At 36.0% G+C, this 16,305-nt stretch carries 17 protein-coding genes; 12 read left to right on the plus strand and 5 right to left on the minus strand.

Going from position 1 to position 16,305, the window contains the following annotated elements; all coding sequences use genetic code 11:
• Window positions 1-17: 17 nt before the first annotated feature.
• Complete coding sequence (locus QW060_RS00005) at window positions 18-986, minus strand: PorZ beta-propeller-like domain-containing protein (RefSeq protein ID WP_290361688.1); 969 nt, start codon at window positions 984-986, stop codon at window positions 18-20.
• A 78-nt stretch (window positions 987-1,064) separates the two neighbouring features.
• On the opposite strand from QW060_RS00005, the gene QW060_RS00010 reads away from it, so the two are divergent.
• From QW060_RS00010 to QW060_RS00020, 3 genes are read left to right on the plus strand one after another with little or no spacing between them, the layout of a single operon-like run.
• Entirely contained in the window at window positions 1,065-1,202 is a 138-nt protein-coding gene (locus QW060_RS00010; RefSeq protein WP_290361689.1) for a hypothetical protein, read from the plus strand.
• Between the two features lie 11 nt (window positions 1,203-1,213).
• The gene (locus tag QW060_RS00015) at window positions 1,214-2,188 is read left to right on the plus strand and encodes a ribonucleotide-diphosphate reductase subunit beta (protein ID WP_290361690.1); all 975 of its coding nucleotides are present in this window, start codon (window positions 1,214-1,216) and stop codon (window positions 2,186-2,188) included.
• A gap of 6 nt (window positions 2,189-2,194) precedes the next feature.
• Entirely contained in the window at window positions 2,195-3,850 is a 1,656-nt protein-coding gene (locus tag QW060_RS00020; RefSeq protein ID WP_290361691.1) for a ribonucleoside-diphosphate reductase subunit alpha, read from the plus strand.
• Between the two features lie 30 nt (window positions 3,851-3,880).
• Here QW060_RS00020 and QW060_RS00025 read toward each other — a convergent pair whose 3' ends face one another.
• On the minus strand, window positions 3,881-4,291 hold the full coding sequence (locus QW060_RS00025) for a DUF2059 domain-containing protein (protein ID WP_290361692.1): 411 nt from the start codon (window positions 4,289-4,291) through the stop codon (window positions 3,881-3,883).
• A gap of 110 nt (window positions 4,292-4,401) precedes the next feature.
• A complete protein-coding gene (locus tag QW060_RS00030; RefSeq protein ID WP_290361693.1) occupies window positions 4,402-5,550 on the minus strand; it encodes a cystathionine gamma-synthase in 1,149 nt (382 codons plus the stop codon).
• 88 nt (window positions 5,551-5,638) lie between these two features.
• On the opposite strand from QW060_RS00030, the gene QW060_RS00035 reads away from it, so the two are divergent.
• The 9 genes from QW060_RS00035 to QW060_RS00075 all read left to right on the plus strand — a co-directional run bounded on the left by QW060_RS00035 (window position 5,639) and on the right by QW060_RS00075 (window position 14,344).
• Window positions 5,639-6,403: a DUF3298 and DUF4163 domain-containing protein gene (locus QW060_RS00035; RefSeq protein WP_290361694.1), complete on the plus strand. Its 765-nt coding sequence runs from the start codon at window positions 5,639-5,641 to the stop codon at window positions 6,401-6,403.
• 10 nt (window positions 6,404-6,413) lie between these two features.
• Window positions 6,414-6,758, plus strand: coding sequence for a lipopolysaccharide biosynthesis protein (locus QW060_RS00040; protein WP_290361695.1), 345 nt, complete (start codon window positions 6,414-6,416; stop codon window positions 6,756-6,758).
• A complete protein-coding gene (locus QW060_RS00045; RefSeq protein ID WP_290361696.1) occupies window positions 6,665-7,867 on the plus strand; it encodes an MATE family efflux transporter in 1,203 nt (400 codons plus the stop codon). The genes QW060_RS00040 and QW060_RS00045 overlap by 94 nt, the downstream gene beginning before the upstream one ends.
• A complete protein-coding gene (gene dut, locus QW060_RS00050; protein WP_290361697.1) occupies window positions 7,864-8,298 on the plus strand; it encodes a dUTP diphosphatase in 435 nt (144 codons plus the stop codon). Before QW060_RS00045 ends, dut begins: the two co-directional genes overlap by 4 nt.
• A 20-nt stretch (window positions 8,299-8,318) precedes the next feature.
• Window positions 8,319-9,329, plus strand: coding sequence for a sugar phosphate nucleotidyltransferase (locus QW060_RS00055; protein WP_290361698.1), 1,011 nt, complete (start codon window positions 8,319-8,321; stop codon window positions 9,327-9,329).
• A 123-nt stretch (window positions 9,330-9,452) separates the two neighbouring features.
• Window positions 9,453-10,769: a cryptochrome/photolyase family protein gene (locus tag QW060_RS00060; protein ID WP_290361699.1), complete on the plus strand. Its 1,317-nt coding sequence runs from the start codon at window positions 9,453-9,455 to the stop codon at window positions 10,767-10,769.
• Window positions 10,770-10,862: 93 nt separating this feature from the next.
• A complete protein-coding gene (locus QW060_RS00065) occupies window positions 10,863-11,348 on the plus strand; it encodes an acetyl-CoA carboxylase biotin carboxyl carrier protein subunit (RefSeq protein ID WP_290361700.1) in 486 nt (161 codons plus the stop codon).
• 3 nt (window positions 11,349-11,351) lie between these two features.
• Entirely contained in the window at window positions 11,352-12,797 is a 1,446-nt protein-coding gene (gene accC, locus QW060_RS00070; RefSeq protein WP_290361701.1) for an acetyl-CoA carboxylase biotin carboxylase subunit, read from the plus strand.
• A 2-nt stretch (window positions 12,798-12,799) separates the two neighbouring features.
• Window positions 12,800-14,344: an acyl-CoA carboxylase subunit beta gene (locus tag QW060_RS00075; RefSeq protein WP_290361702.1), complete on the plus strand. Its 1,545-nt coding sequence runs from the start codon at window positions 12,800-12,802 to the stop codon at window positions 14,342-14,344.
• Between the two features lie 69 nt (window positions 14,345-14,413).
• Here QW060_RS00075 and QW060_RS00080 read toward each other — a convergent pair whose 3' ends face one another.
• Together QW060_RS00080 and QW060_RS00085 are read right to left on the minus strand one after the other, a co-directional pair.
• Window positions 14,414-15,391 carry a glycosyltransferase family protein gene (locus QW060_RS00080; protein WP_290361703.1) on the minus strand — a complete coding sequence of 326 codons (978 nt, stop codon included), beginning with the start codon at window positions 15,389-15,391 and terminating at the stop codon, window positions 14,414-14,416.
• Entirely contained in the window at window positions 15,388-16,206 is an 819-nt protein-coding gene (locus QW060_RS00085; RefSeq protein ID WP_290361704.1) for a UDP-2,3-diacylglucosamine diphosphatase, read from the minus strand. The genes QW060_RS00080 and QW060_RS00085 overlap by 4 nt, the downstream gene beginning before the upstream one ends.
• Between the last annotated feature and the right edge of the window lie 99 nt (window positions 16,207-16,305).

The following is a 16,305-nucleotide window of genomic DNA, read 5'->3' on the forward strand; positions in this document are numbered from 1 at the left end:
TTTTCAAAAGAGAAGCATTATAAATCCTTTGCATTTGCTGACGTTCCATAGGTAAAAACGGTGTTAAAATTTTGATCATAACTAAGGGAGTTATAAGTAGAAGTAGCTGTTAGATTATTTTTGAATACCGACAAACGGATAAAATTTTCAAACACCTGTCCGAAAGATACTGTTTCGGTCGCATTAATTCTGTGAATGCTAAGATCTTCTTTTACGCCTACAAGCTGATCCTGAAAATTAATAATATCCAGCCAGTTTTCTGTATTATAAAATGTCCAGTTGGTATAATCAATCAAATTAGTGTTTAAAGAAGCAGACTTGATGCCGACACCTTCGATATTAGCGTAAATCCGGTTGCCGATAACTGCAACACTTGTTACTTTTACAGAAGCACCGTTATCTCCTATATAATAAGAATCACCAAAATTATTGTCATTTAGCCGGATTGCGGTAATTCCATACCCGGTTGCCAAATAGGCATACCCGGCTGCTATAGCAATATTGTTAATCTGTTTTTCAGCTCCTGATAACGATTGCTTGTTATAGATATCGTTCAGATTTGAAATAGTACCGGTTGCTTCATCTACAATGACAATTCTGCCTGATAAGCTGGTTGCAACAAGCTTTTTATAAGTTTCACTATAGATAAGATTGGTAATGTCGTTGAGTTGAAATCCGTTAATGGTGTTATATATGTCTTTTTCTGAAACATTTTCGTTTACAGAAAAGAGAGCATTTTCCGTAGCAAAATAGGTTTTTGATTCTGAGGCAGAAATAGCTCTTATCGTATTGTACGAAAAATATCCTTTCCAGGCCTCATTCTGTGCGAACAAAACAGTTGAAAAGAATAACAGGAATAAGGAATAAGAAAATTTCATATCTATTTTTATGTTAGACAAATATAGGTAGATAACGTAAATAATCGAATATTTATTCAAAATAATAAAAATCTTTTGAACATTTTGAGTACAAATTGTGGATAACATTTTGGAGGTTTTTTTATGAATGGAAAGATTAATAAGTATCTTTAAAAATCTTTTAGAGGGAAATATAACAGTTTTTAAATGCTTGTTTATGAGTGTTTTTCATATTTATCTTTCCAATATTGCCGTTATTCTTCAGCAGCAATAAGCCTTGTGAAGAGATTCGGCAGTTCTTTAGAGGAATTCAAAAATAAGACAGTATTACCATTAACAAAATAAAAGCTTTCGATATGAGTATTTTTGACAAACGTATAAATTACAAACCATTTGAATATCCTGAAATTTTGGATTTTACAAATGCTATTAATAAATCTTTTTGGGTGCATTCTGAGGTAGATTTTACTGCAGATATTCAGGATTTTCATTCGCATCTTACCTTAAATGAACGTGAGATTGTAAAAAGAAGTTTGTTGGCAATTGCTCAGATTGAGGTAAACGTGAAATCATTCTGGGGTAATTTATACAACCATTTGCCAAAACCGGAATTCAATGGTTTGGGAAGTACTTTTGCGGAATGTGAGTTTCGTCACTCAGAAGCGTATTCCCGTTTGTTAGAAGTATTGGGATATAACAATGAGTTTGAGAAAGTAGTAGAAATTCCTGTGATCAATAAGAGAATCCAGTATCTTTCAAACGCTTTACAACATTCCAAGGCTGATGATAAGAAAAACTATATGCAATCCTTGATTTTATTCACGATTCTTATTGAAAATGTTTCTTTGTTCAGTCAGTTCGCCATCATATTGTCATTTACACGTTTCAAAGGAGCAATGAAAAACGTAAGCAATATCATTGCATGGACTTCAGTAGATGAACAGATTCACGCTAACGCAGGGATCTATATCATCAACAAAATCAAAGAAGAATTTCCTGCTTATTTTGATGAAGCAACTGTAGAAGAAATTAATGAAATTGTAAAACATTCCATAAACATTGAAAGCGAAATACTCGACTGGATTTTTGAAAATGGAGGTTTAGATACCATCTCAAAAGAAAATCTGATCAACTTTATGAAATATCGTTTGGATACTTCATTACAACAAATCGGATTGAAAAAAATATACAATGTAAGCGAGCATGATTACAGTCCGATGGTCTGGTTTGAAGAAGAAATCTTTGCAAACAGTTTGGACGATTTCTTTGCAAAAAGACCGGTAGATTATACAAAACATGACAAAAGTATTACAGCAGACGATTTATTTTAATTAGCTATGGAAACCACAGAAAGATTATGGTGGCTCAATGAAGAAAGTGAGCAAATTTTAAATAGAGGATATTTATTAAAAGGAGAGACGACTCAAAAAGCAATTGAGCGTATCGCAACTGCTGCTGCTCAACGTTTATATAAACCGGAGTTAGCGGAAGCCTTTATTGAAATGATAGAAAAGGGATGGATGAGTTTGAGTTCTCCTATCTGGGCTAATATGGGTACAGAAAGAGGATTGCCAATCTCTTGTTTCAATGTATATGTGCCAGATAATATTGAAAGTATTACGCATAAACTTGGAGAAGTAATCATGCAAACCAAGATCGGAGGTGGTACTTCGGGTTATTTTGGAGAGTTAAGAGAGCGTGGTAGTGCAGTAACCGATAACGGAAAGAGTAGTGGAGCGGTAAGCTTTATGAAATTGTTTGATACGGCAATGGATACCATTTCACAGGGAGGTGTACGTAGAGGAGCATTTGCTACTTATCTGGACATAGACCATCAGGATATTAAAGAATTTTTACAGATCAAAGACATCGGAAACCCGATCCAAAACTTATTTTACGGAGTTTGTATCCCGGATTACTGGATGCAGGATATGATTGAAGGAGATCGTGAGAAGAGAGAAGTCTGGGCAAGAGTTTTAGAAAGTCGTCAGCAAAAAGGATTGCCTTATTTATTTTTTACCGACAACGTCAACAGAAACAAACCGGAAGTATATATTGACAAAGAAATGAAGATTTCTTCAAGTAACCTTTGTTCAGAAATAGCACTGCCTTCATCAGAAGACGAATCGTTTGTTTGTTGTTTATCTTCTATGAATTTAGAACTCTATGACGAATGGAAAGATACAGAGGCTGTAAAACTGGCAACCTATTTTCTGGATGCGGTAATGTCTGAATTCATCGCAAAAACGGAAGGGAATTATTATCTGGCATCTGCCAACAAATTTGCCAAAAACCACCGTGCATTAGGATTGGGAGTTATGGGATGGCATTCTTATCTGCAAAAGAACAGAATTCCATTTGAAAGTTTAGATGCAAAAATGCTGACCAATAAAATCTTTAAAGAACTTCAGGAAAAATCATTAAAAGCATCTCAGGATCTTGCAAAGATTTATGGAGAACCGGAAGTATTAAAAGGGTACGGAAGAAGAAATACGACTTTGATGGCTATAGCTCCTACAACATCTTCTTCGGCTATTTTAGGGCAAACATCTCCCGGAATAGAACCATATAGCAGTAACTATTACAAAGCAGGTCTGGCAAAAGGAAACTTCATGCGTAAAAATAAATACCTTAAAGCATTGCTGATTGAAAAAGGTATTGACAACGAAGAAACATGGAGAAGCATCATGTTGAACCACGGTAGTGTACAACACATGGATGAATTGACTAAAGAAGAAAAAGATGTATTCAAAACATTCAAAGAAATAAGCCAGTACGAAATTATATTACAGGCATCTCTTCGTCAGAAATACATTGATCAGGCACAAAGTCTGAACATTAATATACCTTCCAATATTCCTATCAAAGAAGTAAATACTCTATTGATAGAAGCGTGGAAGCTTGGAGTGAAAACATTATACTACCAACGTAGTCAGAGTGTTTCTAAAGAATTTGTTGCCAATCTGGTTACCTGCCAGAGTTGTGAAGCATAAAATAAAAAATCCGCTGAATAGCGGATTTTTTTATTGCATATGTTTTAAAACAATACCCTGGATGGATGTCTGAAATTCTGTACTTGCGTTTAAGGCCTCCGGAGTAATCTCCTGAGTCTTACTTGTTAGCTTTTTTCCAAGAGGGGAGTTATAGAAAGCTAATAATTCTTTTACATCTTCGGGTGTATAATGTTTCGCATAAATAGCTACTATTTTTTCGTTTAATTTATCCATCTCTGCCGTAATATCTTTCATGATGGCGGGTAATTTTTCTTTAGAAACATATGGAGCCAGCTGACCTTCCATAAGCTTCATCTGTTGTTCCAGACCACCTCCTGAAACTTCAATTAATTTCTTAAGATCTTTTTTAAAAGCATCGCTTTGTGCAAAGCCTGCATGGGCTACAGCTATAAATGCTATAGTAAGAATTATTTTTTTCATGATTTTTCAATTTAAAGGATGTAAGATACAATTTTTTACCCATACATTTCTTTATAAATGCGACTTAGTAACTGACCAAACTAAAAATAGCTGCCGATAGGCAGCTATTTTTAGTTGGCATTCAATGCCTGTTCGATATCACTGATGAGATCTTCAATATCTTCAACTCCTACACTCAAACGTACCATGTCGTCGGTAACGCCTATTTCAGCACGTTTTTCAGCTGGAATTGAAGCGTGTGTCATCAAAGCCGGATGATTCGCAAGCGACTCTACGCCTCCTAAAGATTCTGCAAGTGTAAATACTTTAAGCTTTTCTAAGAAAGAAACAGCATCCTGTTTTGCTCCTGATTTAAAAGTAAATGAAACCATTCCTCCGAATCCGCCTTTCATTTGTTTTTTAGCTAATTCATGATGTGGATGAGAAGCTAATCCCGGATACAATACTTTGTCAATTAATGGATGTTGTTCTAAAAACTCAGCTACTTTCTGTCCGTTAAAACAATGACGTTCTACTCGTAAGTGAAGCGTTTTAATACCGCGCAATACCAAAAAGCTTTCCTGTGGACCTAATGTAGCTCCGGTGGCAAATTGTGTAAAATGCAATTGCTTTCCTAATGCTTCTTCTTTGATAACAAGAGCACCGGCAATCACATCAGAGTGACCTCCGAGATATTTGGTAGCAGAGTGCATCACAATATCAGCTCCCAGATCCAAAGGTTTTTGTAAATATGGAGTAGCAAATGTATTGTCAACAGCGAATAAAACCCCATGTTTCTTAGTGATTTTGGCAATGGCTTCAATATCAGCAAGCTTCATCAACGGATTCGTAGGGGTTTCAATCCATACCAACTTTGTTTTTTCATTGATCTTAGCTTCAAAATCAGCCAAATCATTCATGCTGATAAAATGAAAACGAATCCCCATGTCTTCATAAAAACGGGTAAAAAGACGATAAGTGCCTCCGTAAAGATCATCCATAGCGATAACTTCATCTCCGGGTTTTAGTAATTTCATTACACAGTCAATAGCTGCCAGTCCCGATGAAAAAGCCAGTCCACGCGCTCCGTTTTCAATGCTTTCAAGAGCGTGTTCGAGAGCAGTACGGGTAGGATTGTCTGCACGGCTGTATTCATAGCCGGTATGTACACCCGGACTTTTTTGAGCAAATGTAGAAGTGTGATAAACAGGAGGCATAACGGCTCCTGTAGAAGGATCATGCTGCTGTCCTCCATGTATAACTTTAGTGTTAAATTTCATAATAAGAGCTTTTAAAAAAACTAATACAAATATACTCCAATCTGACGCAATTATTATAGCTTTGTATTAAAATTAAAAAAAGCATTAGATGAAGAAAATAATACTATTAATCTGTTTTTCAGTTGTTTTACTCAGCTGCAAAAAGCAGCAAAAAATCGCTTTTGAGATGGTTACTTACCAACAAAAGTCAACTTTGCCATGTGAAGAAGGGGCTTGTACAGAAGTAATCGTAAAAATTCCGCATGCTTTAAGTAAAGATTCTGTTTCTAAAAGAATCAATGAGCAGGTTTTTGATATCGTAAAAGAAATTGTCGTATTTGATCAGGACAACGAGCGATTTAAGACATATGAAGAAGCAATAAACTCCTTCATCACTTCTTACGAAGATATCAAAAAACAATTTCCAAATGAACCGGTACCCTGGGAGGCAAAAATAGAAAGCAAATACACCGTCTTTGGAAAAGAGCTGGTAAATATAGATATGGATCACTATACTTTTACAGGTGGTGCTCATGGAAGTCAGGGAGTTATTTCTGTCTTTTATGACTTGACTACGGGTAAAGAAGTTGCTCAAAAAGACCTTTTCGTAAATTATGAAGGGTTTAAAAACCTTGCAAAGAAAAAGTTTTATGCCATGAACCATCTCGAAGAAAATGTTTCTCTTAATGAGAAAGGGTATATGTTTGAAGATGATAAATTCTATCTGGCAGAAAACATCATCATCAACAAAGACGAATTGATTGTGCGATATAATCATTATGAAATTGCTCCGTATGCACAAGGACCGACGGAATTAAAGTTTTCTTATAAAGAAATAAAATCCTATTTAAATCCCTTGTATTTTAAAGAATAAGTGAAAAAAATTGAGTGTCTATAAAAAATTATTTAAACAAACATTGATTTATGGTATCGCCGCAGTGATACCAAAGATGATCGGTTTTATTATGGCACCTTTGCACATGCAATGGTTGCCGGACAATGCCTACGGAAATTATACCCTAATCTTCTCCTGGATGATGTTTTTCAACGTCATTCTCGCATTTGGTATGGAAACGGCCTTTTTCAGATTTTACAATAAGCGCGAAAATAAAAAGGAAGTTATCAACAATTCTATATGGTACTTGTTTCTCGTTTCTTTTGTTTTTTTAGGGATAGCCTTTCTTTTAAAAATGAGATTGATCATTATTTCGAAATTCAACCTGTTGTAACCACTTTTCTCTTATGGATTTTAGTATTAGATACATTGGTTGTAATTCCGTTTGCTATACTGAGAGCACATCAAAGACCTGTAAAATACAGTGCAATAAGAATAATGAATGTTGCAGTCAATGCGTTGCTGACCATTTTCTTTTTATACTTGTTGCCGATCATCATTAAAGAAACCGGTTCTGAATTTTTTAAAGCAATGTATAGACCTCATTTTGAAGTGGGCTATGTGTTCCTGTCAAATCTTATAGCAAGTATATTTACCCTTATAGTATTGTCTAAATATTATTTGAAACTGCGTTTTCATTTCAATATTCAATTGTGGAAAGATATGCTTACTTATGGTTTTCCGGTTATGATTGCCGGGTTGGCATTCGTAGTAAATGAAACATTTGATAAAGTATTTTTAAAAGAGTTATTACCTGAAGAAACCGCTGTATTTGATGTAGCCCGTTATGGAGCCTGCTATAAATTAGGTGTATTTATGGTGTTGTTTCGTATGGCGTATACGTTAGGAATAGAGCCTTTCTTTTTCAGTTATGCCAAAAATGACGATGCCCCTACAAAATATGCTACTATTACCAAATATTTTGTGTTATGTGGGAGTCTTATGATGTTAGTCATCATTGTTTTCGCCGATTTCATCAAACAGTTTTATATCACCAATGAAAACTTCTGGTCTGCGATGGAAATCGTTCCGTATATTATCCTTGCCAATCTGATGTTGGGAATTTATACCAACTTGTCTGTTTGGTACAAATTACAGGATAAAACAAAAATAGGAGCTTATATTTCTGTAGCAGGAGCTGTGGTTACGGTTCTGTTTAACTTTATACTTATCCCATATCTCGGTATTTTGGGATCTGCGATCACTACATTGATTGCGTATGCATTTATGATGACTGTATCGTATATATTGGGACAAAAATCATATCCGATTCCTTATGATAAAAAAGCCATAGGACTTTATTTGGGTTCCTCAGTACTCTTCTCATATATATATTTTTATAATTTTAGAGAAAACTATATCGTAGGAATAACATTCTTATTGCTGTTTATTGCCCTTATTGCTTATAAAGAACAAAAACTAATTCAAAGAATTTTAAAATGAAAATAAAAATCATAAACAACTCCAGACATGCATTGCCAAGCTACGAAACCATCGCTTCTGCCGGAATGGATTTACGGGCCAATATTTCTGAAACCATAACCTTACAGCCTATGCAGCGCATACTGGTACCAACAGGACTGTTTCTGGAATTACCAATTGGTTATGAAGCACAGGTACGTTCCCGTAGCGGTTTAGCTTTGAAAAAAGGGATTTCATGTTTAAACTCACCAGGAACAATAGATGCAGATTATCGCGGAGAGGTTGGAGTCATCCTCATCAATCTGTCAAATGAAGCTTTTGTTATAGAGGATGGTGAGCGTATCGCTCAGATGATTATTGCCAGACATGAGCGTGCAGAATGGATGGAAGTGTCTGAGTTGACTGAAACGGAAAGAGGAGCCGGTGGATTCGGAAGCACAGGCGTAAAATAACAAACAAAACAAACGAAACAATGAAAATTATAGTTCCAATGGCAGGGCGTGGGTCAAGATTACGACCACATACTCTAACAATACCAAAACCATTAATCCCAATTGCCGGAAAGCCAATCGTACATCGTTTGGTAGAAGACATCACAAAAGTCCTAAAAGAATCTGTAGAAGAAATTGCTTTTATCATACATAAAAGCTTTGGCAAAGAGGTTGAAAAAGATTTACTGGCAATTGCTCAAAAATTAGGAGCAAAAGGAACGATCTATTATCAAAATGAAGCTTTGGGTACTGCACATGCTATATTATGTGCTAAGGATAGTATGCAGGGACCGGTTGTAGTAGCCTATGCAGATACTTTATTTCGTGCAGATTTTACACTTGATCAGACAGCTGATAGTGTAATCTGGGTAAAAGCAGTAGATGATCCTGCTGCATTCGGAGTAGTGCAGCTCAACGAAAAGAATGAAATTATAGATTTTGTTGAAAAGCCAAAAGAGTTTATATCTGATTTGGCAATCATTGGTATATACTATTTCAAATCAGCAGAAAACCTGCGTATGGAACTCCAGTATCTTTTGGATAATGATATTGCTAAAGGTGGTGAATATCAGCTTACAGATGCTCTTGAGAATATGAAACAGAAAGGATTGAAATTTGTTCCCGGAAAAGTAGAGGAATGGATGGATTGTGGTAATAAAAACGTAACGGTTGATACTAATAATCGCATGCTGAACTTCCTGGATAAAGACGGGGAGCAATTAGTTTCTAAAACAGTTGTTATAGAAAATGCTACGATTATTCCGCCTTGTTATATCGGTGAAAATGTCGTACTCAAAAATGCAACAATCGGTCCAAATGTATCGGTAGGAAACCATAGTTCAATAGAGAATGCTACGATAAAAAATAGTCTGATACAAACGCATGCAGTTATCAAAAATGCAGCATTAGACAATGCCATGATTGGAAACCATGCTGTATTCAATGGTAAGTTTACAAACGTAAGCATCGGTGATTATTCCGTTTTAGAATAATCAATAAACCAACCGTACGGTTGGTTTATTGATTTTATAGCATTAGCCGAAATTCTATATATCGATTTCAAAATTTCTTAGCAATCTGGTTTTTGGTATAATCATATGATTTAATAGATACTTATGAGTAACACACAACAAAAAATAACTGTTTTCTGGTTCCGACGCGATTTGCGGATTGATGATAATCATGGTTTTTATAAAGCTTTGCAATCAGGTCATCCTGTTTTACCTGTTTTTATTTTTGATACAACAATATTAAAGAGATTAGAGAATTCTTATGATCTTCGCGTTGATTATATCCATCAGGCGGTTACAGAACTAAACAAAAGGTTTTCAGAATATGGAAGTGTTTTACATATAGCTTACGGAACGCCCTTACAGGTTTTTGAGGAACTGGTAAATACCTATACGATTCATGAGGTCATCACCAATCAGGATTATGAACCCCAGGCGATACACAGAGATGAAGAAGTCGCTCTTTTTTTAAAGTCAAAAAATATTCTTTTCTCAGGATATAAAGACCAGGTAGTATTTGAGAAACATGAAATACTTAAATCGGATGCAACACCTTATACTGTTTTTACACCGTATTCCAAAAAGTGGAAAGTATTATTGAAAGAAAAACCGCTATATTTATATGAATCGGAAAAACTGCTTTCTCATTTATACAAAACAGAGCCTTCTGATCCCCCATCTTTGGATAAAATCGGATTTGAGAAAACAGCCATTCAATATACAGTACCTGTACTAGATAAAAACATAATAGATACTTACGATCATTACAGAGATTACCCTTCTTTAGACCATACCACACATCTGGGAGTGGCGTTGCGGTTTGGAACTATTTCCATCAGAAAATGTGTTCAATTTGCGTTAAAACATAATGAAATCTGGCTCAATGAACTTATTTGGCGAGAGTTCTTTATGCAAATCCTTTTTCATTTTCCTAAAGTAGTACACCGCTGTTTTAAGGAAAAATATGAACGTATTCCCTGGAAAAATGATGAAGCAGAATTTGAACGCTGGTGTCAGGGAAAAACAGGGTATCCGATTGTAGATGCAGGTATGAGAGAACTCAATGAAACCGGATTTATGCACAATCGGGTGCGCATGATTACAGCAAGTTTTTTGTGCAAACATTTATTGATTGACTGGCGTTGGGGAGAAGCTTATTTTGCTCAAAAATTACTGGATTATGATCTGTCTGCCAATAATGGTAACTGGCAGTGGGCAGCGGGTTGTGGCTGTGATGCAGCTCCGTACTTCAGGATTTTTAATCCGGAAGAGCAGACAAAAAAGTTTGATAAACAGCTTCACTATGTAAAAAAATGGGTTCCGGAATATGGAACACAGCGCTATATTGAGCCGATAATAGATCATAGACAAGCGAGAGAAAGGGCGCTTGACGTTTATAAAAAGGCTCTTTTAAACAATTAAATTTTTCTTATTCCATTTAAAATTAATATAGTATCTTTTGAGAAAATTTATTATTTCAATAAATTTACATTCTTAAAAAAAACAATAACAATAATGAGTCATACTTTCAAGATTTCAGTAAATCAGACAGATACGTTTGAGTTTTCTGAAAATCAGGCAGCAACATTGGATGCCGTAAAAAACTACAAGGACGAGTTTCATGTTTTACATCACAATACCTCTTACAAAGCAACGATTCCTTCTAAAGATTTCAATGCAAAGAAATACACAGTAGTAGTTAATAATACTGCGTATGAAGTGGAAATAGCCGATAAACTGGATCAGCTTATTAAAGAAATGGGGTTTGAAGTTGGTGCTGCAAAACTCATCAATGCGATCAAAGCACCAATGCCGGGATTGATCCTCGAAATCAATGTATCAGTAGGGCAAGAAGTACAGCAGGGTGAAAATCTTCTGATTCTTGAAGCAATGAAGATGGAAAACAGTTTTGATTCCCCTCGTTCCGGTATCATAAAGTCCATTGCAGTAAACAAAGGACAGGCCGTTGAAAAAGGACAGTTATTAATTGAATTTGAGTAAAACATGAAAAAAATATTAGTAGCCAATCGCGGAGAAATTGCCCTGCGGGTAATGAAAACCGCAAAAAAAATGGGTATAAAAACGGTAGCAGTATATTCTGTAGCCGACAGACAATCTCCTCATGTGAAATTTGCTGATGAAGCCGTATGTATAGGTGAAGCACCGTCAAATCAGTCTTATCTTTTAGGGGATAAAATCATTGAAGTAGCAAAAATGCTACAGGTAGATGCTATTCATCCGGGATATGGTTTTCTTTCTGAAAATGCTGATTTTGCCGAATTAGCAGAAAAAAACAACATCACTTTCATAGGTCCTCGTTCTCATGCCATCCATATTATGGGAAGCAAGCTTGCAGCAAAAGAAACGGTTAAAGCGTATGACATTCCTATGGTGCCGGGATTAGATCATGCCATTACTGATATTGATGAAGCCAAAGCAGTAGCCAAAGAGGTAGGATTTCCTATTCTTATCAAAGCATCTGCAGGTGGTGGAGGTAAAGGAATGCGTATCGTTGAAAAGGAAGAAGAATTTGAAAATCAAATGCAGAGAGCCATTTCAGAAGCAACTTCTGCTTTTGGGGATGGTTCTGTTTTTATTGAAAAATATGTAGGTTCACCAAGACATATCGAAATTCAGATCATGGCTGATACCCATGGAAATATTGTTTATCTCTTTGAACGAGAATGTTCAGTACAAAGACGTCATCAAAAAGTGATAGAAGAAGCTCCTTCCGCAGTATTGACACCTGAAATTCGAAAAGCAATGGGAGAGGCAGCTGTAAAAGTAGCCAAATCATGTGATTATGTTGGAGCGGGTACAGTTGAGTTCCTGTTAGACGAAAACAAGAATTTTTACTTTCTTGAAATGAATACCCGTTTACAGGTAGAGCACCCGGTAACAGAGATGATTACAGGAATGGATTTGGTAGAACTACAGATTCGCGTTGCACGGGGAGAAAAATTACCCGTTCAACAGGAAGATCTTAAGATCAAAGGACATGCTCTGGAATTAAGGGTTTATGCAGAAGATCCTATGAACGACTTCTTACCGTCTGTTGGTAATCTGGAAGTATATCGTTTGCCGGAAGGGGAAGGTGTACGTGTTGATAACGGATTTGAACAGGGAATGGATGTGCCTATATACTATGATCCGATGCTTTCAAAACTGATCACTTATGGAAAAGACAGAGAAGATGCGATTCAGTTGATGTTAAAAGCCATTGAAGATTACAAAGTTGAAGGAGTAAGTACCACGCTTCCTTTCGGAAAATTTGTTTTTGAGCATGAAGCATTTGTTTCAGGTAACTTTGATACCAATTTTGTAAAAAAATATTACAGCGCGGATATCATTAAAGAACATCAGGCTAAAGAGGCGGAGATAGCTGCTTTGATCGCATTGAAACAATATCTAACAGACCAGAAAATAGTAAGATTACCAAACCAACTGTAAAAATGGAATCCAATAAATTCAATATATTAAAAGATAAAATTGCCGAATCTAAATTAGGAGGCGGCGAAAAAAGAATAGAAACCCAGCATTCAAAAAAGAAACTTACGGCGCGCGAACGCATTGAGTATTTCTTTGACGAAGGCTCTTTTGAAGAAATAGGAGCTTTTGTAACCCATCGTACCAAAGATTTCGGAATGGATAAAGAACATTACTTAGGCGATGGTGTTATTACCGGTTATGGAAATGTAAACGGACGTCTTGTATATGCTTTTGCACAGGATTTCACAGTATTTGGAGGCGCATTGTCTGAAACTCATGCTGAAAAAATATGTAAAGTAATGGAAATGGCTCTTAAAATGGGAGCTCCGATGATTGGTTTAAATGATTCTGGTGGTGCACGTATCCAGGAAGGAGTACGTTCTTTAGGAGGTTATGCAGACATTTTTTACAGAAATGTGCAGGCGTCCGGTGTGATTCCTCAGATATCTGCTATCATGGGACCTTGTGCCGGAGGAGCCGTTTATTCTCCTGCAATGACAGATTTTACCATGATGGTAGAAAATACGTCTTATATGTTTGTAACGGGACCCAATGTAGTAAAAACGGTAACCAATGAAACCGTTACTTCAGAAGAATTAGGAGGTGCTTCTACGCATTCTACTAAATCAGGAGTTGCACATACTACCTCAGCAAACGATATAGCATGCCTTGAAGATGTAAAAAAACTATTGAGCTATATTCCACAGAATAATACTGAAATTCCTGCTGATTTGCCTTATCAGGTTGTAGAAGAATACAGAGAAGAACTCAATACGGTTGTTCCGGATAATGCGAATAAACCGTATGATATGCATGAAGTAATCAATCATATCATCGATGAAGATTCCTTTTTTGAAATCCATAAAAACTATGCAGAAAACATCATTGTAGGTTTTTCTCGTATCGGAGGAAAGTCAGTAGGAGTCGTAGCCAATAATCCTATGTTTCTTGCCGGATGTTTAGATGTAAATTCTTCTATTAAAGCAGCCAGATTCGTTCGTTTTTGTGATGCTTTCAATATACCATTGCTGGTATTGGTAGATGTTCCTGGCTTCCTTCCCGGAACCGATCAGGAATGGAACGGAATTATCGTACATGGAGCTAAATTATTATATGCCCTTTCAGAAGCAACTGTGCCTAAAGTAACCGTTATTACAAGAAAAGCTTATGGAGGAGCTTATGATGTAATGAATTCCAAACACATTGGGGCAGATCTTAACTTTGCATGGCCTGGAGCAGAGATTGCAGTAATGGGAGCAAAAGGAGCTTCAGAAATTATCTTTAAGAAAGAAATTGCGGAAGCAGCAGATTCAGTAGCCAAACTGGCAGAAAAAGAAGCTGAATATGCAGAGAAATTTGCCAACCCATACAGAGCTGCGCAGCGTGGCTTTATTGATGAGGTAATTTTTCCACAGGATACAAGACGCAAGCTTATTAAAGCATTTACCATGCTTGAAAATAAAGTGGTTGACACACCAAAACGCAAACACGGCAATATTCCTTTGTAAGCGATCTGATAAAAAAGCTGAAACCAGTGGTTTCAGCTTTTTTTTGTCTTTTTGGAAGAATAAATCGATTTATAGCGGATTATTTATGAATACCTTTTCTATGATTTTTTCTGATTCATCCTCAAAATCAACGGTTATGATTTTTTGGGAATCAATCCAGTTTCTGATCTTCGAAACGTTCAGATCCTCTGAACCGCTTACGCCCATTTTTGTCAATGCGGCATAATTACAGTATTGCTCAAACTGTCCTTTAATAGGAATCACATATAACATTTTTTTCAGATAGAGTACTTCAGCGGGAAATTCAAATCCGGCACCACACAAAACACCTTGCGCAGCTGCCAATTTTTTAAAAAACAGTTCCTGATCAATAGGGTAAAAGGAGACATTGAGATAGCGTTCAGGATTTTTTTTAAAAGGAGAAAAAATCAACCAGTGTACCTCTGGGATTTGGGTAAGAATTTTCTGTAAAACAACATCATTAAAACTCGGTAAATACACTAAGAAATAGGAACCCGTAACAGTTTGCAGCTGTTTTATCTGCTGTCTTAAAATCGGATAAAAAATATCATCATGGTATTTTTGGAAATGAAATCCGTATGAAATATCTGTTGGGGCATATTTTTTGAAAATCAGCTTACTTACCGGATGTTTACCGGGAGGTTTTGGGACATTCTCATAAAAAATAGCTGCCTGATGACTGAGTCCGATGATTTTTTTTCCATGCCATTTTGCGGCATAAGCCGTGATAGGCTCATAATCATTAATGATAAGATCATACTCTTGAATGGGAAAGTTTAGAATCGCCCGGGAAAACTGTGTCAGTGAATTTTTGACTACAATTTTCTTATAATCAAGTCCGCCCTTTTTGGAATAGAAAAGCGAAAGTCCTTTGTTTTGCTTGTAAAAGCCATCTAACGGAAGCTGAGTATTATTTCCGGATACGAATACATCAACCTCAGCGACTTGTTTGAATTTAGGAATCAGTTCATTAGCTCTGGCAATGTGCCCGTTTCCCGTACCTTGGAGGGCATATAGTATTTTCATTTGAGCAGTGCATAAATTTTCATAAGTTCTTCTTCCTGTTTCAGGTCAATATCCTCTTCTTCTGTAATGGTAAAGTGGGAAGGATCGTAGGTATAAATACTCCATTCTTCATAATGATATTCCAGAGCAGTAAGATTTTCAATCCAGTCTCCTGAATTCAGATACATACATTTTCCCTTATGATTGGCAACCATTCTTTTTTGTGGCTGGTGAATATGTCCGCAGATGACATAGTCAAAATTATTTTCAATAGCCAGTTCAGAAGCAGTTTCTTCAAAGTTGGTAATAAATTTGACGGCTTTCTTTACACTGTTTTTGATTTTTTTGGAAAAAGAGTATTTTTCCTTTCCCATCAATGATAAAATCCAATTAGAAAAATTGTTCAGGCGAATCAGATAATCATATCCAATGCCGCCCAGTTTCGCAATCCATTTTGAATGCTGTACAGAGGCGTCAAATACATCGCCATGAAAAAACCATGCTTTCTTCCCGTGTAAATCCATCACTATTTTATCCATCAATAAAATTTTTCCAAAATTCATGGGTGAAAATTTTCTGAGAAATTCATCATGATTTCCTGTAATATAAATGACTTTACATCCGTTTAAAGAAAGATTGAGGATATACTTAATCACCTGAAGATGACTTTTGGGAAAATAACTCTTCTTAAACTGCCAGATGTCGATAAAATCCCCATTAAGGACAAGGGTTTTGGGCTTGATAGATTTTAAATAACATAACAATTCCTTCGCTTTACAACCATAAGTTCCTAAATGAACATCAGAAACTACAACCAGATCTACTTTTCTTTTCATTGTCAGTTTTTTCAAAAATACATTCCTAATGTCACTTAAACGTTTTAAAATTCTTATCAAAAAGTGAAGTTTCAAATAGTTACGCATAAAAAAAGAGGC

It is taken from the genome of Paenimyroides ceti, from assembly GCF_030409925.1.